We start from the raw sequence: 24,531 nt of genomic DNA, 5'->3' as shown, positions 1-24,531 counted from the left end.
AGGGGGAAAAGTACTCGACTTTACTAAAGGATCACCCGGCCGGACTGGCCGGTACTCACGGCACCTCCTGCGAATTCAGGAAATGGCATGCCCGCCGTAGCCCTGCATTCCGCTCAGTGCCACAATATTGCACATCCCGTTCACCCCGGATGCTGGATAGCCGGCAGCAGGGAGGCGAAGCCATGACGTTCATCAAAGGCCTGGGCGACGTGCAGCGGAGCGACATCGCCGCCGCAGGCGGCAAGGCGGTGGGCCTGGGCGGCCTCATCCAGGCCGGGCTTCCCGTCCTGCCAGGGTTCGTCCTCACCACCGACGCCTACTCGGCGTTCGTCAGCGAGAACAACCTGGGGCAGGCCATCCAGGAACTGGCGGCCCTCCCGTCCGATGCAGCGCCGGAGGACTATGAGCACGCCTCCGCGCTGATCCGGACCCTGTTCACGAAAGGCGCCATGCCCTCGGCCATCGAAGCCGAACTGAAGGACGCCTACCAGTTCCTCGGCGGTGGTGACACACCTGTGTCCGTCCGCTCCTCCGCCACCGCCGAGGACCTCGCCTCCGCCAGCTTCGCCGGCCAGCAGGAAACCTACCTGAACGTCCGGGGTCTCGAAGCGCTGAGCACAGCCGCCATCAACTGCTGGGCGTCGCTCTGGACGGCGCGCGCCATGTCCTACCGTGCCCGCGAAGGCGTGCTGCCGGACCAGGTGCGTCTCGCCGTCGTCGTCCAGCAAATGGTGGAGGCCGAGGCAGCCGGGGTGATGTTCACCGCCAATCCCTCGAACGGCCGGCGCGACCAGACGGTCATCAGCGCCGCGTGGGGCCTGGGCGAGGCCGTGGTCAGCGGGGCCGTCACCACCGATGACCTGACCGTGGACACCACCACCGGCACAGTCCTCTCCCGGCAGACGGCAGACAAGGAACTCATGACCGTCCCCACCGCAGACGGAACGTCCGAGCAAAAGGTGGCGGAAGCCCGCCGTCGTGCCCCTGTCCTGGACGATGCCGCGGCGGCCGAGCTTGCCGGCTACGGGAAAAGGATCACTGACCACTTTGGCGCGCCGCAGGACATCGAATGGGCGCGGGCCGACGGCCAGTTCTTCCTGCTCCAGTCGCGGCCCATCACCGCGCTGCCAGAACCCGCCGCGGACGTCCCCACGGAATGGCCCGTCCCCTACCCGAAGGGCCTCTACTTCCGGGCGAGCATCGTGGAGCAGCTGCCGGAACCGCTCTCCCCGCTCTTCGCCGACCTCATCGACGGCTCGGTGTCCCGCTCCATCTCGGCCCTGATGAACGACGCGCTGGGCCAGCACTCCCTGCGCGAGGGCGACGTCCGCTTCCCCACCGTCAACGGCTACGCCTATTACTACTACCGCACCTGGCCCATGCTGCGGATGACGGCCCGCACCGTCCCTGCGATGCGCGCGCTGTTCGGCGGAGACGCGCACATGGGCATCAACGGCTGGCGCGGCTATTCACATCCGCGCTACGAACGGATCATCAAGGACTGGTCCGCGAAACCGCCGGCCGGGCTTCCCGGCGCGCAGCTGCTGGCTGGCGTGCAGGCACTCCTGGATGCCGGCACCGTGTACTACACGGCCGTCCAGTCCGTCATTCCGATGGCCGACATGAGCGAACTCGCCTTCCGGGGCTTCTACAGGACAGTCCGGCGGGAGGGCGATCCGCCGGCCCAGGAGTTCCTGCTCGGCTTCGACAGCGAGCCAATCCGGGCGGAAAAGTCGCTGTACGACCTTGCGGGGTGGGCGCGGAGCGATCCCGCGCTGGTGAAGGCTCTGCTGGAAAGTACGACGGCGGAACTCGCCGAGTGCCTGCGCACCGGTTCGGCACCGGCCGGCGTGGACGATGCCATCTGGCAGGAATGGCGGTTCACCTTCCAGGAACATCTGGCCCTGTATGGGCACGCGGTCTACAACCTGGATTTCGCCAGCCCGGTGCCGGCGGACCACCCCACGGCGCAGCTGGAAACGGTGAAGTTCTACCTCCGCGGGCAGGGCACCGACCCGCATGAGCGGCAGCGGCTGCTGACCGAGCGCCGGGAGGCACTGACCCGGGAGGTGGCCGGCAGGCTGGGGCCGCGGCGGCGCGCGGCGTTCTTCCGTCTGCTGAAGTGGGCGCAGGAGACGGCGCCGGCCCGCGAGGACGCGCTGGCCGACGTCGGGCTGGCCTGGCCGCTGCTGCGCCGGATGCTGCTGGAGCTGGGCCGCCGGCTGGTGGCCTCCGGTGTGATCGCTGCCGCGGACGACGTGTTCTGGCTGCGGTTCCCGGAGCTGCAGAGCGCGGTGGAGTTCGGGCTGGCGGAGGCGGAGGCCGGCGTGGCCCTTGCCGGAGCATCCCGTCCCGTCCGTGCCGCCGCCGTCGAGGAACGCCGGATGCTGTGGCGGGGCCAGGCGAAGGCTTCCGCCCCGCAGATGCTCCCGCAGAAGGCGTGGATGGAGAAGGCATTCGGCTCGATGATGCCGGGAGGCCCCCAGCAGCAGTCCGGCGACGCGATCAAGGGGACCGGCGCGAGTTCCGGCAGGGTGACGGCGCCCGCCCGGGTCCTGAGGGGTCCGGAGGACTTCGGCCGGATGCGGCCCGGCGAGGTGCTGGTGGCCCGCATGACCACTCCCGCGTGGACACCGTTGTTCGCCATGGCCTCCGGCGTGGTGACCGATGTGGGCGGTCCGCTGAGCCACAGTTCCATCGTGGCCCGCGAGTACGGCATCCCCGCCGTCCTGGGAACGGGCGTGGCCACGCAGCGGCTGGCCGACGGCCCCAAGGTGACCGTCGACGGCGACGCGGGGACGGTCACCGTTGTCAAAAGCTGACGGCACAACCTCCCGCTGAATCCTGCGCCAGTGGGTTTAGTCCCAACCGGCAGCTCGCCGAACAGCCACCGCAAGCTCAACAGGTGGAACGTCTGACGAATCCAGTACCAGGTCATCAATGTCTGCAGCCTCAAGAACGTCCGAAAGAGTGCCTACCCGATCCAGATGCCACACCAGTCCTTCAGGATCCTCCCGATGGCGGAAGTGCAGACGTGACTGAAGGACATCGGAACGAGCTACGAGACGGCAGACAAACAATCCATCAGAACCCAGCGCATCGATGTAGCGAGGTAATTCGGCTTTTTCCTCTATGACTCCTGCGATGATGAACCGTTTTGCGCCCGCAGCCCGGTAGTTTCGCGCGAGGCTTTTGAGATTGAGCAGCTCGAGTTCGTGGTTGAACCGATCCGAACTTGGCGCCGGCCTTAGCTTTCTAATTGAGTCGAGATCGATGACGGCGTGGCTACCGCGTTCAGCCGCGCTGAGCGCATCTGCCAGGGTCGACTTTCCGACGCCGACTGTTCCATTCACGAAGATCGAATCCATAGACCCGATCCTCTCAGGAAGCACAGTGGACTCGTTTGGCCAGGGTTCTTTGGAGGATCTGCAGTCCGGCGTTCAAGAGCCCGCTTGGCCATGGGCTTACGAGGGTGGAGGCCCTTCCGGCGACACCACGAGGCGCTGTTTGTAGGATCAACTGATGGTGACTGCGGTGCAGGTTGAAGCGTGGTGCCTGCGTGCATTGGGATCTGGCACGCTCGCAGAGGTGGACTCCGAGGCCGGCGGCCAGATGTCGCAACTGTTCCGTTTCGATTCCGATGAGCGAGGCCCCTGCGCGGTCAAGGTCCGGCCGGAAGGGTGGGAAAGAGTCAGCAGATGCCTTCAACTGCAGGCGATCGCCGCCGATGCGGGGTTTCCTTGTGCCCGTCCCATGACGGACGCGGCCCGGCTCGGCCCCGGGATGGTCGTTAGCGCAGAGTCTTGGCGCTCCGGCGGTGAGATGCACGTGGATGGAGACGTCCGGTTCGCTGATCGCTCGGCATCCCTCTTGGCCGACCTTGCAGCGATCCTCGAAGTGGAGTCCCCGAGGGGCCTGGGCGCGCCGCCGCCATGGATGTACTGGAATCCCCCGACACGCAGCTTGTGGCCGCCAAACCCGATCGCGGACGCGATGGACCAGGACCGGGTACCTGCGCACGTGAACGCGATTGCCCGTGCTGCGTCCAAGCGACTCGCCGCAACGTCTCTTCCTTTGGTCGTCGGCCACGGAGACTGGAAGAGCCAGAATCTTCGATGGAAGGATGCCAGCCCCTGGGCCGTACACGACTGGGACAGCCTCGTGGCACTACCGGCTGCAGCTATCGTCGGAGCAGCATCAGGGGCATTCACAAGCACCGCCGTCCCGACGCTTGCGTCCCTGGAAGCATCGGAGGAATTCATCGATTGCTATGAACGCACGAGAGGCAAAGTATTCACCTCAGAGGAGCGCGAAATCGCCTGGGCTGCCAGCCTGTGGCCGGCGCTGCACAATGCCAGAGGTGAAAGCCTCTTTCAATCGCCACCCACTGCACTGGAGGCACTCACCAGCCAAGCACCTGAAAGGCTTCGCCGCGCTGGTATCCGCTGAATGATCTTGAGCGGGGCCGCTAAAGGTCTTGTCGGGCACTGTGACAAGGGGCTGCCACCCTAGGACCAAATGGTTACAGCTCGAATCTGCTTCGCGACGCCAAATGATTCCACTGCCCTCGAGACAATCGAAATTACTGCCGATCGGCTTCTCCTTGATTGGCTTCTTCCTAATCAGTGGCCGCAAGGGCCTTCCGCCGGTGGGGGAGCCCAGGGGATTGGGTCCAAGACTTTTTCGGCCACTACCATCTGGGAGGCTTCGTCGTACACGGACAAGCGCACGGCGCGGACTCCAATCCACAGGGATACGGCGCTGTCCTCCGCGACGCTATAGCGCTGTCCGGCACGGTAATCTGTGCAGGCGTCTTGGTCAGTCCGGTCTAAGCAAGCTCGGCTTTGCGTGCATGATATTCGGATGAACAAGAACCGGCTTGAAGCTTTCAGCGACGGCGTTTTGGCCATCATCATCACCATCATGGTGCTCGAACTGCACACCCCGGAGGAACCAACATGGGCCGGGGTCGCCGCCATCCTGCCGACGCTGTTCACCTACCTCCTGAGCTTCGTGTATGTGGGGATCTACTGGAACAACCACCACCACATGATCCACCTCGCCAGCCGGGTGAACGGCGCCATCCTCTGGGCCAATTTGCACCTGCTGTTCTGGCTGTCACTGTTCCCGTTCACCACGCGGTGGATGGATGAGTCCGGCTTCCTGCAGATCCCCGTGCTGCTGTACGGGATCAACCTGCTGTGCGCCGCGATCGCCTACTTCATCCTGGAACGGCGGCTCATTGCCGTGCAGGGTAGGGACGGCGCCCTCGCGCGGGCGGTCGGGAAGGACTGGAAGGGCAAGGCCTCGCCGCTGATCTACCTCACCGGCATCGCCCTCACCTTCGTTCAGCCGTTGCTGGGCGTCGCCGCCTTCACCGTCGTCGCGCTCATCTGGCTGGTGCCGGACCGGCGGGTGGAACAGTTCGTCGTCAAGGCGCACGAGGACACCGCCGGCCAGGGCCACAGCAACTGAAGGTCATAGGCAACAGGCCGGCGCGAGAGGGCTGCAGCGCCCCGACGAAGGCGAGGCGCCGACGGGTTTTCAGGCCGCGGCGTTGCGGGTGAAGTAGTTGTGCACGTCGCAGAAGGTCATCTTCGGTGGTGCGGCGAATCCCAGTTCCATGCTCAGCGGCCCCATCGTGTCGCGGGCGAAGGCATCGAACTGCTCGCGGCTTTCCCAGACATCCGTGACCTGGAAGCCGTTATCGGTTGCTGTGGCCCAGTGGGAAATTGATCCCTCCGGACCAGGCCCTCCCGGGGTCAGCCCCATTCTCCTGTTGATCTCGTCATATTGTTCGAGCGTTGAACCATCGAACTCCATGATGATTGCTACCGCCATGATCGCTCCCCTTTTTTTCATCGTTGTCCGATTCCCGCGAAAAATGATTTGGCCGGCCTGCGGGCAGTCAAGACCAGAAATCAGACACGAGGGTTGTTTCCTCCTGCATTTCGGTGCCCTCCGTGACTTTGCCGTCGGCGATGCTGAACACGATAACCTGCCGCATATCCATGGTCTTGCCGTCTCGCTCCGCGTGTGAGAACTGGACGCCAACCGTATATCTGTCCCCCGCCGCCACGTCCTCCACCGTGACCCTCATCGAACCGTTGGACCGCGCATAAAGTTCGCCGAAGTAGGCCAGGATCGCGTCCCGGCCCTTCTTATCGCCGGACAACGGACCTGTGCCGCCGACATGCCAGACGGCGTCTTCAACGAACAGGTCCCGGAGCGTATCCATGTCGCCTGCGCTGAACGCTTCGTAGCCCCGCCGCACCAGTGCGGCGTTTTCTGGTGCTCCCATTTCGGGCACCTCCATCCTCCTCGCCGGATCCTTGCGAGGACAGATTAGGCCCGGGCTGGGGACCGGTCGAGGGGAACAGCACCCCACATTGCCCCCCTCTTTTCTGCGGCGCTTTACCTAGCAACCGGGGCGGGGTTGCTGGAAATGAAAGCGCGCGCTCATAGGGGACTTTCCGCCCTTTTCCGGGCCCACACCGCACAGGTATCTTGACGCGATGAGTGACCGCGAGGACTTTCTTCAGTGGGTCAGGACGACGCTGCACGACGCGGAAGTCGCCCTGCACAACGGAGACGCGAATCCGCGCCGTGCCCTCTGGTCCCACACCGAGCCCGTCAGCATCCTCGGGGCACTGCGCAACGCCTACGGGCTGGACGAAGTGGAGCAAAGCTTCAGGTTCCTGGAGAACAGCTTCTCCAACTGCTCGTCGTGGGAGCTGGAGCTTCAGGCGTGCGACGTTTCCGGGAACATGGCCTATACCGCAGGCATCGAGCGCATCTCCTTCCACAGGGACGGCAAGCCCACCAACCTCACGCTCCGCGCCACTCAGGTCTACCGGCGCGAGGATGGCCAGTGGAAGGTGGCCCACCGGCACGCCGATGTAGTGCCCCAGCAATAGCCAAGCGCTGCACATTCCCGCTCTGCCTGAGCAGCGCGGCTGCATCTCTGGGCTACTCTCCCATGCCTGGATGCACCGGCACGAAGTCCACCCTGTTGCCGGAGTTGGTCCGCTTTGCCGGAGCCCGGTTGAACCCTTTCGCGTCGAGCCCGTTCTTGGCCCGGAACTCGGCGAGCGCAGCGTCGTAGGCGTTGTTGAGGGTCTGGCCCGAGAACTCGCCGGTGGTGCCGTCATTGAAGGCAATCCTGATTCGGACGCTGGCCGGGTAGTGCCGGTTCATGCGGACAAAGCCGTCGGCGTCCTGCTGGAGAGTTATCAAGGGAGTCCTGCTTTCGTTGGTGGGAGGAGCAGACTCCAGTGTGGCGCAGACTCCAGTGTGGCGCACGAACCCGGGACGGCGGCACCCGTCCGGGTACCGCCGTCGAAATTCTTGGTTAGCAGTGAACGGGGCTGTAGAACGCAGCACCCCAGCTGGATTTGTCCGTTGAGTTCGGCCCAAAGCTCGCGTCCAGGGTGATGCACTGGCCGCCGACCGGTTGCGTATCCGTGTAGACCGGTCCCGCATAGTAGGAGTAATAGTCGTGCGAGATGTCGTCGGGGCCGTAGGACGGGTACCGTCCGATCATGTTCTGGCGGTACATCCGGACACCGTAGGTGGGGCCGTAGGCGTAAGCGACAGAACAGTTTTTCCGCGCCGTAGAGTTCCAGTACACATCGATGGAGCCGGTTTTGGTTCCGGGCTTTCCGTAGCGGTAGTCCTTGCTGTAGCTGGGCACGGTGATGGGGTGGGAGCCGATGTACGTGTATCCGGTGCCGCACGGGCCTGCGGCATCGGCGGGAAGCGCTGCGACCAGGGACGCCCCTGTCGTCACCCCAACGGCGACAAGCAGCGACAAGCCCTTGAGCTTCGGTTTACCCTTCGTGAATTTCATGATTCTCCAACGTGGTGAGTGGCTGGTTGCAGCTGAATGCTGCAGCGCAGGCTCATATAAGCACAACGAATAGACACAAAAAGACAGGGAACAGGATGGGGAGTCCTCCCCTGCCGGCGGCTACGTCCCGTTAACCTCCCCTCCAACTCGCCGCACCCATTGCGCAACCTGCCCTCCCTAGCGTGGACTGGTCACTCGCCGGCCACCCGCCGGCCCCGCCACCCCAGGAGGAACCACCATGCGCCACGTCCTGACCGCCGCGGCAGCCGCCGCCCTCATCGCTTCCATGGGGGGCCCCGCCGTCGCCGCCGAAGGCAACCCGGCCGGCACGCCGTCGTCGAACGCTGCCGGAACCGCCACCTCGGCGATCAAAACCAACGAGCGCAACGGCTCCTTCGATCTGCAGAGCCACCGTGGCGGCCGCGGCCAGTGGACCGAGGAGTCCCTGGCCGCGTTCGGGAATTCCCTTGCCCTGGGCGTGACGACGCTGGAGCTGGACACGCACCTGACCCAGGACGGCAAGGTGGTGGTCTGGCACGACGACACCATCCAGGCCAACAAGTGCGTTGACACCGCCCCTGCCAGCGCGGGTGATCCCGAGTTCCCCTATGTGGGCCGCCGCGTGGCCGACCTGTCCCTGGCCCAGCTGAAGACGCTGGACTGTGGCTACAAGCAGCTGCCCGGGTTCCCGGAGCAGGACGTGATAGAGGGCAACCGGATCGCCGAGCTCAAGGACGTCTACCAGCTGGGCCGCGACCGCAAGGCCGACAAGGTCCGGTTCAACGTCGAAACCAAGGTCAACGACACCGAGATTGGCGGCGCCGGCATGGAGTCGCTCACCCGCGCCGTGGTGGCGGAGATCGAAGCATCCGGCATGGCGGACCGCACCACCCTGCAGTCCTTCGACTGGTCCTCGCTGAACCTCACCAAGCAGATCGCGCCGGAGCTGACGCTCGTTGCGCTGTCCAGCGGCGACGCCTGGATGGGCGTGGGCAAGCCGGGTGCCAGCCCCAACCTGGGCGGCATCGACATCGACGACTACGACGGTTCCCTTCCCAAGGCGGCCGCCGCCCAGGGGTACGACGTCGTCTCCCCCACGTTCAGTTCAGTCACCCCCACGATGATCGCCGAAGCCCACGAACTGGGCCTGGCCGTCATCCCCTGGACCGTGAACACCACCGCGGACATGACCCGGCTGATGGACATGGGCGTGGACGGCATCATCACCGACTACCCCACCCGCCTGCGCACCCTCATGGAGGAACGCGGCCTGAAGCTGCCGAAGGCGTACCAGGGCTGACACCCTTTGACCTTTAGGGCACACAGCCGACGGCGGCACCCAGGCCGGGTGCCGCCGTCGGCCGTTGCGCACACCGGACGGTAGGGGTTACCAGGCCGCTTATCCCTCGCAGGCCACCCCGTCGCCGTCGCCGTCCAGCCCCGAGCGGTACCCCGGGGAATCCGCGTAGAGCGGGGCTGCTCCCGCTGCCACCGCCTCGGCGCAGTTGGCGTAGTAGACGGTGGTGGACGCAGAGGCGGGTGCGACGGTGGTCGGTGCCGGCTGGCCGGGGCAGCCGGCCAGGATGCCGGCGATTGCGTCATGCTCGGCCTGGGTCACCCACAGGCTGTAACGCGCTTTCACGGAAACCTGCCGCGCCACGTACTCGCACCGGAAGGCCTTGGCGGGCGGCAGCCAGGTGGCGGCGTCGCCGTCGCCCTTTTGCTGGTTGGTGGGCCCGTCCGTTGCCTGCAGGTTCAGCGGGTCGTTGGCGAACGCCGTCCGCTGCTCCGTGGTCAGCTGCTGGGCGCCCTTCTGCCAGGCGTCGCTGAGGGCCACCACGTGGTCGATCTGCACGGCGCTGCTGGTGGTGGTGCCACGGACGAAGTTGATGACGGTGCCCGTGTAGGGATCCGCGAGCACCCCGGTCTTGACCGTGCAGGGGACGCTGTTGACGTAGGTGATGTCGGTAAGGTCCCGGTTGAGGATGTCGTTCCGCGTGTCGCAGCCGTTCTGGTCCACGTCCGCCCATGTGGGCCCGAACAGCGACCGCTCATACCCCGTCTTGGGCGCGCGGCCCTTCACGGGGAGGGTTTCCAACAGGTCCGCGGCCTGGACTGTTGCGGCGGTGGCGCTGTCCGCGGCAACCGCCGGCAGGTTTGCTCCGAAGAGGGCCAGCAACGCGGAAAGGACGACGGCGGCGCTCCAGCGGGTTCCGGACGCAGGCGCGGTGGTGGGCAAGGACGCGTGGCTGGACATGCAGTTCCCCCGGATTGTGCACGAAAAGTTTGGTGCGTCAGCCCCCATTACGCTGACGCCACGAAAGAGCCTAGCGGCCAGAATCCGCTGAGATTGACGGTTTCAGCGCAACTGGGGCAATCCTTCCCGACTCCTGCGCTTAAGCTGCGACGGCGGCACCCAACCCGGGTGCCGCCGTCGTCCGTCCTGCATAGGTAGAGCCAGCCAGTGGCTACCGCGGCGTGCCCGCCGTGGAGTCAGTATCCTCCTGGGTCACCTCAGGGTGGACGGCTCCGCCGCCGCCCAGCCCGCCGCGGGTCTTGGCCAGGCTGGCCACCGTGGCCACCAGGATGGTTGCGCCGATGAAGAGCAGCGAGAGCCAGATGGGGATCTCCGGCACCCACAGGAGCGGCTGGCCGCCGTTGATGAACGGGAGCTCGTTGACGTGCAGGGCGTGGAAGAGCAGCTTCACGCCGATGAACGCGAGGATCACGGCCAGGCCCTGGGCCAGGTACACCAGGCGTTCCAGCAGTCCGCCGATGAGGAAGAACAGCTGGCGCAGGCCCATCAGGGCGAACGCGTTGGCGGTGAAGACGATGTAGGCCTCGCTGGTGAGGCCGTAGATCGCGGGGATCGAGTCGACGGCGAAGATCAGGTCCACGAACCCGATGGCGATGATGGTGAGCATCATCGGCGTCACGAAGCGCTTGCCGTCCAGCTTCACGGTGAGCCGGTCCCGGTGGTAGTCCGGAGTGACAGGGAGGACGCGGCGGACCAGCTGCATGAATTTGCCGTCGGCCGGGTTGGCGTCGTGGCCGCCGAAGGCCTGCTTGTAGGCGAGGAAGAGCAGCAGGGCGCCGAAGATGTAGAACACCCAGGAGAAGTTTTCGATCAGCGTGGCCCCGATGGCGATGAACCCGCCGCGCAGGACCAAGGCGATGATGATGCCCACCATCAGCACTTTCTGCTGGTACTTCTTGGGAACGGCGAACCCTGTCATCACGATGAGGAACACGAAGAGGTTGTCGACCGACAGTGCTTTCTCGGTGAGGTAGCCGGCGAAGTACTCGCCGCCGAACGTCCAGCCCGAGACCACGCCGATGCCGACGCCGAACAAAAGGGCGAGCCCGATGTAGAACGCGGACCAGCGGGCGGATTCGCCGATGGACGGCTCATGCGGCTTGCGGACGTGGGCGAAGAACTCGTAAACGAAGAACAGAATGGTCACCGCGAGGGTGATGATCCAGACCAGGGGTGTTACCTGCATGTGGGTACTCCAAGGGTAGGCGCTGACATTGACGCCAAGGTCTCCTCCGCCCGGTGAAAACCGGAGCCGGTGGCCCGGGATGCATCGCTGCATCCGTATTGACGGGCCAACCACAGACGGGAGTACTCCCCTTGATGGGTTAAATCGTACCTGAACAACGGGCGACGGCGGCACCCGGTTCCGGAGGCCGCCGTCGTCAATCCCTGTTTGGGAAAGCCCTACTTCAGTTTTGGTACCAGCACAGGGGTGTTCTTCTTGTAGGCCTCGTAGTCGGCCTGGCCGCCCCACTTCTTGTCCGCCTTTTTCTCAAGGGGCGGCACGCCGCTGCCCTTGATCAGGAGCAGGGCCACGAACACCGGGGAAATCAGTGCCGCCCACTGCCAGCCCTGGAGTACAGGCAGCGCGATGATGGCCACGCCCACCCAGAGCGTGATCTCTCCGAAGTAGTTGGGGTGGCGGGACTTGGACCACAGGCCGGTGTTGATGAACCGGCCCTTGTTTGCGGGGTTGTCCTTAAAGCGGGTCTTCTGCACGTCGGCCACGGTCTCGATACTGATGCCAACCAGCCACACCAGCAGGCCCACCCAGAAGAACCCGTCCAGGCCCACTTTCTTGTCCGAAGTGATGGCCACCCAGGCAAGCGCGGCGGTGAGCACCACCCACAGGCCCTGGAGGGTCCAGGTATTCAGGAAGCGGAAGAAGTCGGGCTTGAGCTCATCGAAGCGGTCGTCCTTGCCGTGCTTGCTGATCCGCAGGAACAGGAAGCTTCCCAGCCGCGCGGCCCACAGCACCACCATGGCCGCCAGCAGCAATCCGCGCGCGTCCACCCCCGGGGACGCCAGCACCAGGAACACCGTGATGGAGATGTAGGTGAGGGCGCCGGTGAGGTCGTAGAACTTCTCCGTCTGCGCCTTGAAGGACGGAATGAACACCAGCCACTGGATGACGAACGCGATGGCAACTCCCAGCGCGAACACGGGCCACCCGGCGATCCTGGCTCCGCCCTGGCTTCCGGCGAGGGCGATGAGCACCGCCAACACCACGGCGATAACGGTACTGATGAGTGCCTTGCGGCTCTTGTCGTTCACGGACAGGTTCCTTTCCCCTGGCCGGCCGCGCGCTGCTGCACGACCGGTCCCAACCGCGCCTGCTAGTCTTTCATGTATTCAAATGAATTTGATGACTAGAGGACAATAACTACTATAAGGCTGCTGAGGAGGAACCATGGCCCCGCCGCCCTACCACCCCGCCGCGTCCGCGCTCCAGGCTTTGTTCGACCTCGCCAACGAAACCGAGCGGGAAGTGGCCCGCTGCCTGCACCTGAACCTCACCGACTACCGCGCACTCTCGGCGCTGGCCCAGTCAGGGGCAGTCACCGTGGGCACCCTTGCCGAAAAGCTGGGCGCCACCGCTGCCACCACCACCGCCATCGTCGGACGGCTGGAAGCGCGCGGTTACGCCGAACGGCTTCGCTCGGAGGAGGACCGGCGGCACGTGCATGTCAGCGCCACCCCCGCGGCCACCAAGGACATCATGGACCTGATGCGCCCCCTCATGGACGCCACCAACCAGTACCTCGAAGCCCTCCCCCGCGCCCGGCAGGACGCCGTCGGGGACTTCCTCAACATCGCACTGAACCTCATGCAGGACCACCTGCACTCCCTTTCCGAGAAGGACACCCCTTGAGAGAGTTCACCTCCCCGCCGCTGGCCGACCTGTCCGGGCACCGGAACGCCACGGACCTGCTGATGCACCGCTTCCGCATCTCCCCGGACCACGTCGCCTTCGAGGTCCGGGCCGGCGGAGCCCCCGTCACCGATCCCTGGCGGCAGGTAACCACCCGGCAGTTCGTGGACGAAGTCCGCGCCCTGGCCAAGGGCCTGATCGCCGCCGGCCTGCAGCCCGGCGATTCGATGGCCATAATGTCCCCCACCCGCTATGAATGGGCGGTGGCGGACATGGCAGCGTGGTTCGCCGCCGCCGTCGTGGTTCCCATCTACGAAACCTCCGCCCTGCCGCAGGTGACCGCCGTCCTGGAAGACGCCGACGTCCGCCTGGCGCTCGCCGGCACCGCCGCGCACGCTGCCCTGCTGGAGCAGGGCTTTGCGGGGAACGGTGCTGGGCACCTGGGTGTCTGGACCATGGATGCCCGCCCCGGCGCCGACCTGGCAGCCCTGGTCCAGGGCGGCGCGGAGATACCGGACGGCGACGTGGAGGAACGCCGCCTGCTGCACGACCTCGATTCGGTGGCCACCATCGTCTACACCTCCGGCACTACCGCAGCCCCCAAGGGCGCCCTGATCACCCACCGCAACTTCGTCGGCCAGATCCTCAACGTGGGCGCCGCCTACACCAGCGTGGTCCGCGAGGACGGCAATACCATCATCTTCCTGCCCATGGCGCACGTCCTTGCCCGCGGCCTGCAGCTGATCTGCGTGGCCAACGGCATGCGCATCGCGCACCTCTCCGACCCCCGCGACGTGGTGCCCGCCCTCGGCGCGCTCAGGCCCACGTTCCTGGTGGTGGTCCCCCGCGTCCTGCAGAAAATCCAGGCCTCCGCAGCCGCCGCCGCGGCGCAGAAACACCTGGGCCGCGTGTGGGCGTTGGCGCAGCGCACGGCCGTGGAGTGGGGCAGGTTTGCCGAAGCGCACGACGCCGATCCCTCCCTGAGTGCCCCGCGCGGCCTGCGGGTGCGGCGCGCGGTGTTCGACCGGCTTTTCTACCCCCGCCTCCGGGCGCTGGTGGGCGGCCGGCTGGACTGCCTGCTCTCCGGGGCGGGCGCCCTGGATGCCGATCTGTCCCTCTTCTTCCGCGGCCTGGGCCTGCCCGTCATCGAAGGCTACGGGCTCACGGAGACCACTGCCCCGCTCACCGGCAACCTGCCCGGCGCCATCCATTCCGGAACGGTCGGCGTGCCGATGCCCGGCACCACGGTGCGGATCTCGGACCAGGGCGAGGTGCTGGCCCGCGGCGTGGGAGTCTTCGCCGGATACCGCCGGGCATCCGACAATGCGGATGCTTTTGTGGACGGCTTCTTCCGTACCGGCGACCTGGGCTCCCTGGACTCCGGCGGCCGGCTCACCCTCAAGGGCCGGATCAAGGACGTGATCGTCACCGCGGGCGGCAAAACCGTGACCCCCTCCATCTGGGAAGGCTACGTGGAGGGCGACCCCCTGGTGGCGCACGCCGTCATGGTGGGCGAGGGCAAGCCCTACCTGGGCGGGCTGGTGCTGCTGGACCCGGAGTCCGTGGCGGCCTGGGCCGAGCGGGAGGGCATCGCCGACCTTGCCGGGCTGCGGATCCCCGATGACGGCAGCGCGGTCCAGATCGAGGACGAGCGGCTGCTGGGGGTGGTGGGCAAAGTGGTCACTGCCGCGAACGCCCGCCTGGCCCGGTCGGAACAGGTGCGAAAGTTCGTGCTGCTGCTGGCCGACCTCAACGAGTCCCACGGGCTGGTCACCCCCACCATGAAGCTCAAACGCGCCGTCTTCACAGAACGCGCCCGCCACTTCGTGGAAAACCTCTACACCGACGCAAGGAGCAGAGCATGAGCCCCCGCACCAGGAACTGGCTGACCGCCTACGTTGTCACCGCCTTGATCTTCGCCGTGCTGGACGTCGCGTGGATCCTGCTGGTGGCCAACCCGTTGTACCAGGGCCAGATCGGCGGCCTGCTGGCGCCCAAGGCGAACCTCCTGGGCGCGGTGCTGTTCTATGTCATTTTCGTGGCGGGGATGGTGCACTACGGCGTCCGTCCAAACGCCCAGGACGTCTCCGTGCGGCAGCGGGTCACGGGGGCGGCACTGTTCGGGTTCTTCACCTACGCCACGTGGGCGCTCACCGGGTTTGCCGTGCTGAAGGACTTCACCGCGCTGGTGGCCGTGACGGACATCCTCTGGGGCGCTGCGGCCTGCAGCCTGGTCACGTGGATTACCGCGACGGTCCTCCGCCGGCGGATCGGGAAGACGCAGCCAGCCTGACCGCGGTGACCTTGTACTCCGGGCAGCCGGTGGCCTCATCCCCCACCGGCGAGGTGAGTCCGTTGACCGCGGCGCCGGGGAAGTGGAAACCGGCGAACACCTGGCCCGGTTCCACGTCGTCACTGATCTTCACCTGAAGCACCGCCTCCCCGTGCCTGCTCGCCACCCGGACGGTGTCACCGTCGCCCACGCCCAGCGCCGCCGCGTCGCCCGGCCCGACGTCCACCGTCTCCCGGCCCAGCAGGCGCAGGTTGGCGGTGCGCCGCGTCATGCTCCCCGAGTTGTAGTGCTCCGCCCTGCGCCCCGTAATCAGCAGGAACGGGAACTGGCCGTCGCATTCCTCGCCGGGCGGAAGATAGGGCCTGGCGGCCAAATGGGCCAGCCCGTCCGGCGTCGCGAAGCGGTCCTCGTAGAGCCGGGCCGTACCGGGGGAATCCGGGGATCCGCACGGCCAGTGCAGCGGCCCTTCACGGTCCAGCCGGGAGTGCGTGACACCGCCGAACAGGGGCGCCACGGCGGCGCACTCCGCCATGGCATCCGCGGGCGTTTCGCAGCCGAGGCCCGCCCCCATCCGGTCCGCGACGGCGTGCAGCACGGCAAAGTCAGTGCGGACACCTGCAGGGGGTGCAACGGCTTCCCGGACCCGCTGGAAGCGCCGGTCAAAGTTGACGAACGTTCCCTCCTTCTCCAGCCACGCCGCCACAGGGAATACGACGTCGGCGGCCGCGGCGGTATCGGACAGGAACAGGTCGTTGCAGATCACCAGCGGGCAGGCCTCCAGCGCGGCGCGGACGGCGGTGCTGTCCGGGTCCGTGGTGAGCACGTCCTCGCCAATGATCCAGAGCGCCTGGAGCGCCCCGGACCGGGCGGCAGCAAACATTTGCGGGATCCGAAGACCGGGCCGGGCAGGCACTTCAGCCCGCCAGGCGGCCGCGCACCGGTCCCGCGCGGCAGGGTCACCGACCTTCTGGTACCCGGGCAGCAGGTCCGGCAGGGCCCCCATGTCCGAAGCACCCTGGACGTTGTTCTGTCCCCGAAGCGGGTTCACACCGCCTCCGCCGCCGGGGCCCACAGCTCCGCGCAGGACTGCGAGGTTGGACAGTGTCCGGACACCGTCCGTGCCGTGCAGGTGCTCCGTCACGCCCAGCCCGTAGAAGATGGCCGGCGCCGCTGCCTGCCCGTAGAGCCGCGCCGCCTGCACCAGGTCCTCCGCCGGCACCCCGCTGATCGCTGCCACCCGGTCCGGTGGGTAGTCCTCCAGCAGCACCCGCAGTTCCTTATAACCGGTGGCGTGCGCCGCCAGGAACGCGGAATCAGTCATCCCCTCCCGTACCAGGACGTGCGCCAGTCCGTTGAACACAGCCACGTTGGTTCCCGGCCGGGGCCGGAGATGGACAGCCGCGTGCCGGGCCAGGTACGTCCGCCGGGGATCCACCACCACCAGGCGCGCTCCGCCCATGACCCGCTCGAAGATGCGTGAGCCCACCACGGGGTGTGCCGCCGTCGGGTTCGCACCCACCAGCAGGATCGCGTCACACGCATCCAGGTCATCGAACGGGTTGGTCCCGCCGCCCAGGCCGAAGGCGGCAGCCAGGCCGGTGGCCGAGGGGGCGTGGCAGAGACGGGAACAGTTGTCCACGTTGTTGGTTCCCATGACGGCGCGGGCAAACTTCTGGGCCAGGTAGTTCTCCTCATTCGTGGCCCGTGCCGATGAAATCAGGGCGAATCCGTCCGGGTCTGCGTCCCGGACTGCGGTGAGCCTGCCAGCCACGAACCCGATGGCCTCGTCCCAGGTTGCGGGAGTCAGCGTCCCGTTCCGCCGGATCAGGGGCGTGCTGAGCCGCTCCGCTGAGTTGAGGAACCCGTGGGCAAACCGGCCTTTGACGCAGGCGTGTCCCCGGTTGAGGGACCCGTTCATGGCCGGCTTGACGGTCATGATGCTGCTGCCCCGGGTAGCCACCTCCAAAGTGCAACCGACGCCGCAATAGCCGCATGTCGTCGTCGTCCGCTGTTCGCTGGGTGCCTGGTCACTGGGTGCTTGTTCGCTGGGTGCTTGTTCGCTGGTTGTCCGCTGCAGGTCCAGCAGCCCGGGCTCCGAGAGGGCCCCCGTGGGGCAGGTGTCCACGCAGGCGCCGCAGGAGACGCAATCTGATTCCGCCCACGGGCCACCCGTCCCCGGCGCCACCACCGTCCCCGCTCCCCTGCCCACCAGGGTGAGGGCGAACGTGCCCTGGATCTCCGCGCAGGCGCGCACGCACCGCCCGCAGGCAATGCAAAGGTCGCGGTCCAGCTTGACGTACGGGTGGGAGTGGTCGACGCCGCGGACCGGGAGCAGCACGGCGCCCGCCGGGGCGCGCACACCGTGCTCCGCACACTCCCGGGCCAGCTCACTCCGGTCCGCCTCCGGCCCACCTTGGTATGCGTCCAGCGCCCTGGGCGGCAGTCCCGCCACAATGGCTTCGAGTGCCGCCCGCCGGTCCGGCCGGGAGGCTTCCACCGCGATGACAAGCCCGTCCTGGGCAGGTGTGCTGCAGGCTGCCGCGAGGCCGCGGCCGGCCACTTCCACCAGGCACGTCCGGCACGAGGCCACAGTGCTGAGCCGGTCATCGTGGCACAAGGTGGGAACCGCCAGCCCGGCGGCGCGCACGGCGTCGAGCAGGGTTGCGCCGTCCGTCACGTCCACCGGGTGCCCGTCGACGGAGAGCCTCATGCCGTCCACCCGGGAAGTCCGTAGACACGGGCGAGGCTTCGCACCGCAGCCGGGACGCGGCGTCCGAATGCGCACAGGCTGCCCACTGCCATGGTGCGCAGCACGTGGTTCCGTTGCGCGCCGCCGTCGTCCCCCTGCTGCGGGTCTTCCGGCAGCCCGGCCAGCGTCCGCCCGCGCCACGTGCCCACCCTGCAGGGCGAACACTGCCCGCAGCTCTCCTCCGCGGCGAAGTCCCAGAGGTTCTGCAGCACCTGGGTGCCGGTCAGCCGGTCATCGAAGGCGACGATTCCCGCGTGGCCCAGGGCTGCCCCATGCCGGGACAGGGCGGCTTCGCTCAGCGGGATATCGAGGTCGTCAGGGCCAAGGAAACCGCCCAACGGATCGCCTATCTGCAGGGAGCGCAGGGTGGCGCCGTCACGCAGTCCGCCCCCGAGGTCCTCCACAATCCTCCGCACGGGCGTGCCGATCTCCACCTCATAGGCGCCGGGCCGCAGGAACCGCTCGGACAGGCATGCCAACATCGTCCCGGACTCGGTTGCAGTTCCCATCTCCGCGTACGCGGGACCGCCGTGCTGCATGATCCACGGGACGGCGCAGAGTGTCTCCACGTTGTTCACCACGGTGGGCCTGCCGTGCAGCCCGTGTGCTGTGGGGAACGGCGGGCGCGGCCGCACCACGCCGCGCAGTCCCTCGAGCCCGTTCAGCAGGGCGGTTTCCTCGCCGGACACGTAGGACCCGGCGCCAACCGCCACCCGGATGTCCAGCCGCGTTCCACTACCTGCCACGTCGGGGCCAAGGTGGCCGGCTTCCCGAGCCGCAGCCAGCGCCTCCCGCAGCCTGGCCGCGGCGCGGGGATACTCGGAGCGGACAAAAACGATTCCGGTCTCTGCGCCGACGGCGTAGCAGGCCAGCGCCAGGCCCTCCAGGACGCGGTGCGGGTCCTCTTCCATCAGGAGCCGGTCGGCAAAGGAGCCCGGGTCCCCCTCGTCACCGTTGGCCACCACCACCCGGGGCGCAGGGTGCTCAAGCGCAGCCCGCCATTTCGCGGCGGTTCGGAAGCCTGCCCCACCCCGTCCCCGCAGTTGCGCCGCTTCCACTTCTGCCAGCACATCCCCGGGGGCTGCGGAGGCTGCGATGGCGGGCCATACCGACCACGGCTGCGCTTCTCCCAGCACCCCGGCCGTCACCACGGGCACCCGGCTGTTGCTCGCCACCGGGATGGGCGGAGCGGTCCGCGGAGCTTGGTGCGCCAGTTGAGCTGCCAGGTCCGGCCCGGCGTGTGCCTCAGCGCCGTCCAGCGCTGCCGGCCCCGAATAGCAGAAGCCCAGGCAGTGCACCGCCTGGAACGAGACGGAGCCATCCCCGGCCCGGCTCCCGGCCTCCACTCCGAGTGCCGCCTCCACGGTGGCCAGGTGCGTCCCGCCGGTTGCCGCGAAGCATGCCGCGGCGGTGCACACCCGCACGTGCCTGTTGCCGTGGGGCACTGCGAAGTCCGCGAAGAAGGACGCCGGGCCTTCCACGGCCGCGGCGGGAAGGCCCAGGGTGCGGGCTATCCCGCGGGCGGTCCCCGTGCCACCCTCGGGCCCGGCAGCATCCGTGCCGGCCATGGATTGCAGCAATGAGTCCGGGACACGGGTGATTTCACGCCCAAAGCGGGCGGCATACCGCCGGAACGGATCGTCCGTGGTCCAATCCCCTGTGCCATCGGTTGGGGAGCCCGGCTGCCGGGGTTCCTGCATGACCCCAACCCTCGTCGCTTCGGAGCAGCCCGGGGAAGGGTCCAAAGTCCCCGCCCATGGAGCGCGGACTGGTGCACCCGGCCGTCGGTGGCGTGCCCGGCGTCACGCCCGCACACAGACTGGCCCAGTTTTCAGGAGGAAACCGCTGAAATTCAGCGGCCCCACGGACGTTCGTCCCTGAAAACTGGGCCAGTGTGACGCGCAGGCAAGCGTAGCGGGCTATCCGAAGAGCGCCGCCACCTGGGTCAGTGTCTGGAAGACGCCGTAAGCCAGCGGGATCCCTACCAAAGCCCAGCCCAGGATTAGCCGGCCGGTGGACCGCTTGACCGGCTGGGCGCCGGGGGTGTGTGCAGTGCTGCTCATGTCAGGCCTCCATGGAAGATGTGTGCCGCTCGGGGCGGGGTTCGTGGAATCGGGCATCGACGGGTTTGACCAGCAGGTTGGCAATGAAGCCGATCACCAGCAGTGCCACCATGGTCAGCAGCGCGGGCTGGTAGGACGCGTCGTTCAGCTGGCCCGGCTTGCCCTGCGCGTCGAGGATCGAGTTGACGATCAGCGGCCCGGCGACCCCGGCCGCAGACCATGCGGTGAGCAACCGGCCGTGGATGGCGCCCACCTGATAGGTCCCGAAGAGGTCCCTCAGGTAGGCGGGGACTGTGGCGAAGCCGCCGCCGTAGAAGGAAATAATGACGAACGCCAGTGCCACGTACAGGAAGGTCGAGGTGGAGCCGGCCAGCGCCAGGATGATGTACAGCACGGCGCCGACGCCCAGGTACATCATGTAGATCCGCTTGCGTCCGGTGACGTCGGAGGTGGCGGACCAGGCGAAGCGTCCGGTCATGTTGCCGATGGACAGCAGCCCCACGAAGCCGGCCGCGACGCTCGCGGTCACCAGGGACTTGCCATCGGACTGCCGGAAGAAGTCCTGGATCATGGGCGCTGCCTGCTCCAGGATGCCGATGCCCGCGGTGACGTTGCAGAACAGCGCCACCCACACCAGCCAGAACTGCCGGGTCTTGATGGCGTTCTTCGCGGACACGTTATCCGTGGTCACCAGCTTTGCCGCCTTGACCTTGGCGGGGTCGAACCCGGCGGGCCGCCACCCCTCCGCAGGCACCCGGATGGTGAATGCACCGAAGAGCATGTACACGAGGTAGACGGCGGCGAGGGTCAGGAAGAGCTTGCCCACGGCATCGCCGCTGGCAACCCAGCCCTGCGCACCGGAGTTGGGGTCGTATGCCTTGAGCAGGGCCTGGGATACCGGGCTGGCGATCAACGCACCGCCGCCGAAGCCCATGATCGCCATGCCGGTGGCCAGGCCGGGCCGGTCCGGGAACCACTTGATCAGCGTGGACACGGGCGAGATGTAGCCGATGCCCAGGCCGATGCCGCCCACCACGCCGTAGCCCAGGTACACCAGCCAGAGCTGGCGGGTGAAGATGCCCAGCGAACCGATCAGGAAGCCGCCCACCCAGAACATGGCGGCGGTGAACATGGCCTTGCGCGGGCCGTTGGTGTCAACCCAGGTGCCCATGATCGCGGCGGAGAGGCCCAGCATCACGATGGCAATGGAGAAGATGACGCCGACCTCGGTGAGGCTGGCGCCGAAGTGCTTGACCAGCGCGGTCTTGTACACGCTGGTGGCGTAGGCCTGCCCGATGCACAGGTGGACGGCGAGCGCGGCGGGCGGCACCAGCCAGCGGTTGAAGCCCGGCGGGGCGATGGAGTGGTCACGGTCCAGGAAGCCCATGGTTTGATTCCCTTTGCTTGTGGAAGACGTCAATGTCTGATCGGGCCAGAGGCCAAGGGCCTTGGTTTGGCCCGGCCCGTTGCCTTCGGCAATCATGATGCAAATCATCAGCAAACGTACTGTTGGCGCGCCGAGCGGCGGGTTTTTTGTGCCGAGCGGCGTGCAGGCGAAAGTCAGGCCGCCTTGACGGGTGACGTGCTGCCGGAGGATGCCGCCTGGCCTTCGCGGGCCAGGAAGGCGGAGAGTTCGCCGATTGTGCTCATCAGCGGGGCGGGGAAGACGACCGTGGTGTTCTTGTCCACGCCGATCTCTACGAGGGACTGCAGGTTTCGAAGCTGCAGTGCCAGCGGGTGGGCCATCATGGTGTCGGAGGCGTCACCGAGGGCTGTTGCGGCGATCGCTTCGCCTTCGGCGGCGATAATCTTTGCCCTTTTTTCGCGTTCCGCTTCGGCCTGGCGGGCCATGGCACGCTTCATGCTTTCGGGCAGCTGGATGTCCTTCAGCTCCACCAGCGTGACCTCGACGCCCCATTCGACGGTAAGTACATCAAGGATTTCCCTGATGTCGGCGTTGATCCTCGCGGTCTCCGACAGGGTCTGGTCCAGGGTGTGCTGGCCTACGACTTTCCGCAGCGTGGTCTGGGCGATCTGGTCGATGGCCGCGGCCACGTTCTCGATCGCGACGACCGACTTCACGGCGTCCACCACCCGGTAGTAGGCCACCGCGGAGACGTCCACGCTCACGTTGTCCTGGGTGATGATGCCCTGGGACTGGATGGGCATGGTGACGATCCGCAGGCTGACCAGCTGCAGCCTGTCGATCACCGGGATGATGAACTGCAGGCCCGGTTCCCGAACTCCGATGACTCTGCCAAGCCGGAAGAGCACGCCCTTTTCGAACTGACGCACGATCCGGACCGCCATCCTCGCGACGATGAGCAGCAGGATGACCAGGACGATGACAACCAATGTGGTGGGGTCCATAAGGATCCCCTCCTGAATTGCTGGCGGGACCTGCCGGAACCGGGCGGCGCCGTGACAGATGTCCCGGCTCCATTCTCCCACCAACCTTGAAAGGGAGAGCTTCAAACCTGCTGTAGTTTGATGCTGAACTCTCACTTACCAACAACCGGGGCAGGGATCGCATGGACGCGGACGTCATCATCATCGGCGGCGGCCTGGCGGGGCTGGTGGCCGTCAACGAACTGGTCCGCGCGGGCAAGCGGGTGGCCGTCGTGGAGCAGGAGAATGAGGCCAACCTGGGCGGGCAGGCGTTCTGGTCCCTGGGCGGGCTCTTCCTGGTGGACACCCCGATGCAGCGCCGCCTGGGCGTGAAGGATTCCTTCGAGCTGGCGTGGCAGGACTGGCAGGGATCGGCACAGTGGGACCGGCTGTCCGGCCGCCTTCCCGAGGACGAGTGGGCCCGCCAGTGGGGCCGCGCGTACGTCGAGTTCGCCGCCGGGGAGAAGCGCGCCTGGCTGCAGCAGCAGGGCATCCGGTTCACGCCGCTGGTGGGCTGGGCCGAGCGCGGAGACGGCAGGGCCGGCGGCCACGGCAACTCAGTCCCCCGCTTCCACGTCCCGTGGGGCACCGGCACCGGCGTCTCCGAGCCGTTCGCTGACAAGGCCCGCGAGGCGGCTTCGTCGGGCAGCGTCCGGTTCTTTTTCCGGCACCGGGTGGACGGTTTAACGTACGACGGCGGCACGGTCACCGGGGTGCGGGGCTCGGTACTGGCACCGGACACGTCCCCGCGCGGGGTGTCCTCCACCCGGGAGGTGGTTGGCGGGTTCGAGCTGCAGGCGCAGGCGGTGGTCATCGCATCCGGCGGGATCGGCGGCAACCATGACCAGGTGCGCCGCTGGTGGCCGGAGCGGCTGGGGACGCCGCCGCAGAAGTTGGTCACCGGGGTGCCGCAGCACGTGGACGGGCGGATGCTGGACATCGCGGACCAGTCCGGCGTCCGGCTGGTAAACCGGGACCGCATGTGGCACTACACGGAGGGCATCCAGAACTGGAACCCCATCTGGCCGGACCACGCCATCCGGATCCTGCCGGGCCCGTCCTCGCTGTGGTTCGATGCGCTGGGCCGGCGGCTCCCCTCCCCCGGCCTGCCGGGCTACGACACCCTGGGCACCCTGAACCTCCTGCGAACCACCGCCGACATCCAGCAGTACGACCATTCCTGGTTCATCCTCAACCAGCGCATCATCGAGAAGGAGTTCGCCCTCTCCGGCTCCGAGCAGAACCCGGACATCACCAACCGCGACCTCAAGCTGCTGCTCCGGACCCGGCTGGGCCGGGGCGCCGGCGCCCCGATCGAGGCGTTCAAGGAGCACGGCGCGGACTTCGTGGTGGCGGACGACCTGGCGGATCTGGTCCGCGGGATGAACGGGCTGACGGAGGAGCCGCTGCTGGACTACGCGCAGCTCCGGCGGCAGATCGGGGAGCGCGATGCCGAGGTCCGGAACCCGTACTCCAAGGACGCCCAGGTGGCAGGCATCCGCAACAGCCGCCGCTTCCTGGGCGACAGGCTGTTCCGTACCGTTAAGCCGCACCGGATCCTGGACCCGAAGGCCGGGCCGCTGATCGCGGTGCGGCTGCATGTGGTCACGCGGAAAACCCTCGGCGGGATCCAGACCAACCTGTCCGGCCAGGCGCTCGGGCACGACGGCGTTGCCATTCCCGGCCTCTACGCTGCGGGCGAGGCGGCAGGCTTCGGCGGCGGCGGCGCCCACGGCTACAACGCGCTCGAGGGCACCTTCCTGGGCGGCTGCATCTTCACCGGGCTCACCGTGGGCCGGAGCCTGGCCGCCGCGCTCTGACCTCACCCCGGCTGGCCTGCCCGGTACCCAGGCCGAACGTCCTCACTTCCCGCGAACTCAACCGCACCTACGGCACGGACGCGGCGCCCGCCGTCGTCCATAACCCGCGAGATGGCAGTTCGCAGCAATGTTCCTGTGAAGCACTGCCGTGAACTGTCATCTCGCGTTGGGCGCGCACTG

The 24,531-nt window shown here is 67.2% G+C and carries 22 protein-coding genes; 9 read left to right on the top strand and 13 right to left on the bottom strand.

Translation table 11 applies throughout. The features are described 5' to 3' along the window. Positions 1 to 182: 182 nt before the first annotated feature. Positions 183 to 2,822, top strand: coding sequence for a PEP/pyruvate-binding domain-containing protein (locus LFT46_RS05055; protein WP_236821449.1), 2,640 nt, complete (start codon positions 183 to 185; stop codon positions 2,820 to 2,822). Positions 2,823 to 2,858: 36 nt separating this feature from the next. Here LFT46_RS05055 and LFT46_RS05050 read toward each other — a convergent pair whose 3' ends face one another. After that, positions 2,859 to 3,368, bottom strand: coding sequence for an AAA family ATPase (locus LFT46_RS05050; protein WP_236801352.1), 510 nt, complete (start codon positions 3,366 to 3,368; stop codon positions 2,859 to 2,861). Between the two features lie 154 nt (positions 3,369 to 3,522). Between LFT46_RS05050 and LFT46_RS05045 the strand changes: the two genes are divergently transcribed. Both LFT46_RS05045 and LFT46_RS05040 read left to right on the top strand, forming a co-directional pair. Beyond that, positions 3,523 to 4,449, top strand: a complete 927-nt coding sequence (locus LFT46_RS05045; protein ID WP_236821448.1) for a phosphotransferase — start codon at positions 3,523 to 3,525, stop codon at positions 4,447 to 4,449. Positions 4,450 to 4,863: 414 nt separating this feature from the next. Then, a complete protein-coding gene (locus tag LFT46_RS05040; protein ID WP_236821447.1) occupies positions 4,864 to 5,475 on the top strand; it encodes a TMEM175 family protein in 612 nt (203 codons plus the stop codon). A 69-nt stretch (positions 5,476 to 5,544) separates the two neighbouring features. Here the strand turns inward: LFT46_RS05040 and LFT46_RS05035 are convergent, their stop codons facing one another. Both LFT46_RS05035 and LFT46_RS05030 read right to left on the bottom strand, forming a co-directional pair. After that, positions 5,545 to 5,841, bottom strand: a complete 297-nt coding sequence (locus LFT46_RS05035; RefSeq protein ID WP_236801349.1) for a hypothetical protein — start codon at positions 5,839 to 5,841, stop codon at positions 5,545 to 5,547. Between the two features lie 67 nt (positions 5,842 to 5,908). Then, on the bottom strand, positions 5,909 to 6,301 hold the full coding sequence (locus LFT46_RS05030) for a nuclear transport factor 2 family protein (RefSeq protein ID WP_236821446.1): 393 nt from the start codon (positions 6,299 to 6,301) through the stop codon (positions 5,909 to 5,911). A 214-nt stretch (positions 6,302 to 6,515) separates the two neighbouring features. Between LFT46_RS05030 and LFT46_RS05025 the strand changes: the two genes are divergently transcribed. Continuing rightward, the gene (locus LFT46_RS05025) at positions 6,516 to 6,917 is read left to right on the top strand and encodes a YybH family protein (protein WP_236821445.1); all 402 of its coding nucleotides are present in this window, start codon (positions 6,516 to 6,518) and stop codon (positions 6,915 to 6,917) included. Between the two features lie 52 nt (positions 6,918 to 6,969). Here the strand turns inward: LFT46_RS05025 and LFT46_RS05020 are convergent, their stop codons facing one another. Together LFT46_RS05020 and LFT46_RS05015 are read right to left on the bottom strand one after the other, a co-directional pair. After that, the gene (locus LFT46_RS05020) at positions 6,970 to 7,236 is read right to left on the bottom strand and encodes a hypothetical protein (RefSeq protein WP_236821444.1); all 267 of its coding nucleotides are present in this window, start codon (positions 7,234 to 7,236) and stop codon (positions 6,970 to 6,972) included. 115 nt (positions 7,237 to 7,351) lie between these two features. Further along, on the bottom strand, positions 7,352 to 7,849 hold the full coding sequence (locus LFT46_RS05015; protein ID WP_236821443.1) for a hypothetical protein: 498 nt from the start codon (positions 7,847 to 7,849) through the stop codon (positions 7,352 to 7,354). Positions 7,850 to 8,087: 238 nt separating this feature from the next. Between LFT46_RS05015 and LFT46_RS05010 the strand changes: the two genes are divergently transcribed. Further along, positions 8,088 to 9,149 carry a glycerophosphodiester phosphodiesterase family protein gene (locus LFT46_RS05010; RefSeq protein ID WP_236821442.1) on the top strand — a complete coding sequence of 354 codons (1,062 nt, stop codon included), beginning with the start codon at positions 8,088 to 8,090 and terminating at the stop codon, positions 9,147 to 9,149. A gap of 99 nt (positions 9,150 to 9,248) precedes the next feature. Here LFT46_RS05010 and LFT46_RS05005 read toward each other — a convergent pair whose 3' ends face one another. The 3 genes from LFT46_RS05005 to LFT46_RS04995 all read right to left on the bottom strand — a co-directional run bounded on the left by LFT46_RS05005 (position 9,249) and on the right by LFT46_RS04995 (position 12,440). Continuing rightward, entirely contained in the window at positions 9,249 to 10,106 is an 858-nt protein-coding gene (locus LFT46_RS05005) for a GmrSD restriction endonuclease domain-containing protein (protein WP_236821441.1), read from the bottom strand. Positions 10,107 to 10,317: 211 nt separating this feature from the next. Beyond that, a complete protein-coding gene (locus LFT46_RS05000; protein ID WP_236801341.1) occupies positions 10,318 to 11,352 on the bottom strand; it encodes a TerC family protein in 1,035 nt (344 codons plus the stop codon). A gap of 218 nt (positions 11,353 to 11,570) precedes the next feature. Further along, positions 11,571 to 12,440 (bottom strand): DUF1295 domain-containing protein, encoded by an 870-nt coding sequence (locus tag LFT46_RS04995; RefSeq protein ID WP_236821440.1) that lies wholly within the window; start codon positions 12,438 to 12,440, stop codon positions 11,571 to 11,573. Positions 12,441 to 12,576: 136 nt separating this feature from the next. Here LFT46_RS04995 and LFT46_RS04990 point away from each other — a divergent pair, with 136 nt between their 5' ends. The 3 genes from LFT46_RS04990 to LFT46_RS04980 are packed head-to-tail and all read left to right on the top strand — an operon-like array spanning position 12,577 to position 15,331. Then, the gene (locus LFT46_RS04990) at positions 12,577 to 13,038 is read left to right on the top strand and encodes a MarR family winged helix-turn-helix transcriptional regulator (RefSeq protein WP_236821439.1); all 462 of its coding nucleotides are present in this window, start codon (positions 12,577 to 12,579) and stop codon (positions 13,036 to 13,038) included. Further along, complete coding sequence (locus tag LFT46_RS04985; RefSeq protein ID WP_236821438.1) at positions 13,035 to 14,903, top strand: AMP-dependent synthetase/ligase; 1,869 nt, start codon at positions 13,035 to 13,037, stop codon at positions 14,901 to 14,903. Before LFT46_RS04990 ends, LFT46_RS04985 begins: the two co-directional genes overlap by 4 nt. Next, positions 14,900 to 15,331: a DUF2177 family protein gene (locus LFT46_RS04980; RefSeq protein WP_236821437.1), complete on the top strand. Its 432-nt coding sequence runs from the start codon at positions 14,900 to 14,902 to the stop codon at positions 15,329 to 15,331. The genes LFT46_RS04985 and LFT46_RS04980 overlap by 4 nt, the downstream gene beginning before the upstream one ends. Here the strand turns inward: LFT46_RS04980 and fdhF are convergent. The 5 genes from fdhF to LFT46_RS04955 all read right to left on the bottom strand — a co-directional run bounded on the left by fdhF (position 15,282) and on the right by LFT46_RS04955 (position 22,513). Then, entirely contained in the window at positions 15,282 to 18,041 is a 2,760-nt protein-coding gene (gene fdhF, locus LFT46_RS04975; protein WP_236821436.1) for a formate dehydrogenase subunit alpha, read from the bottom strand. The genes LFT46_RS04980 and fdhF overlap by 50 nt on opposite strands. Continuing rightward, the gene (locus tag LFT46_RS04970) at positions 18,038 to 19,780 is read right to left on the bottom strand and encodes an NAD(P)H-dependent oxidoreductase subunit E (protein WP_236821435.1); all 1,743 of its coding nucleotides are present in this window, start codon (positions 19,778 to 19,780) and stop codon (positions 18,038 to 18,040) included. The genes fdhF and LFT46_RS04970 overlap by 4 nt, the downstream gene beginning before the upstream one ends. Before the next feature lie 219 nt (positions 19,781 to 19,999). Then, positions 20,000 to 20,143 (bottom strand): MFS transporter small subunit, encoded by a 144-nt coding sequence (locus tag LFT46_RS04965; RefSeq protein ID WP_236801333.1) that lies wholly within the window; start codon positions 20,141 to 20,143, stop codon positions 20,000 to 20,002. A 1-nt stretch (position 20,144) separates the two neighbouring features. After that, positions 20,145 to 21,530 carry an OFA family MFS transporter gene (locus tag LFT46_RS04960; protein ID WP_236821434.1) on the bottom strand — a complete coding sequence of 462 codons (1,386 nt, stop codon included), beginning with the start codon at positions 21,528 to 21,530 and terminating at the stop codon, positions 20,145 to 20,147. Positions 21,531 to 21,703: 173 nt separating this feature from the next. Further along, positions 21,704 to 22,513: a slipin family protein gene (locus LFT46_RS04955; protein ID WP_236801331.1), complete on the bottom strand. Its 810-nt coding sequence runs from the start codon at positions 22,511 to 22,513 to the stop codon at positions 21,704 to 21,706. 161 nt (positions 22,514 to 22,674) lie between these two features. On the opposite strand from LFT46_RS04955, the gene LFT46_RS04950 reads away from it, so the two are divergent. Next, on the top strand, positions 22,675 to 24,351 hold the full coding sequence (locus LFT46_RS04950; protein ID WP_236821433.1) for an FAD-binding dehydrogenase: 1,677 nt from the start codon (positions 22,675 to 22,677) through the stop codon (positions 24,349 to 24,351). Positions 24,352 to 24,531: the final 180 nt, after the last annotated feature.

This window comes from Arthrobacter sp. FW306-07-I (assembly GCF_021800405.1).
GTDB lineage: Bacteria > Actinomycetota > Actinomycetes > Actinomycetales > Micrococcaceae > Arthrobacter.
The sequence above is the reverse complement of the archived record's forward strand: the minus strand, read 5'-3'. Positions and strand labels throughout refer to the sequence as shown.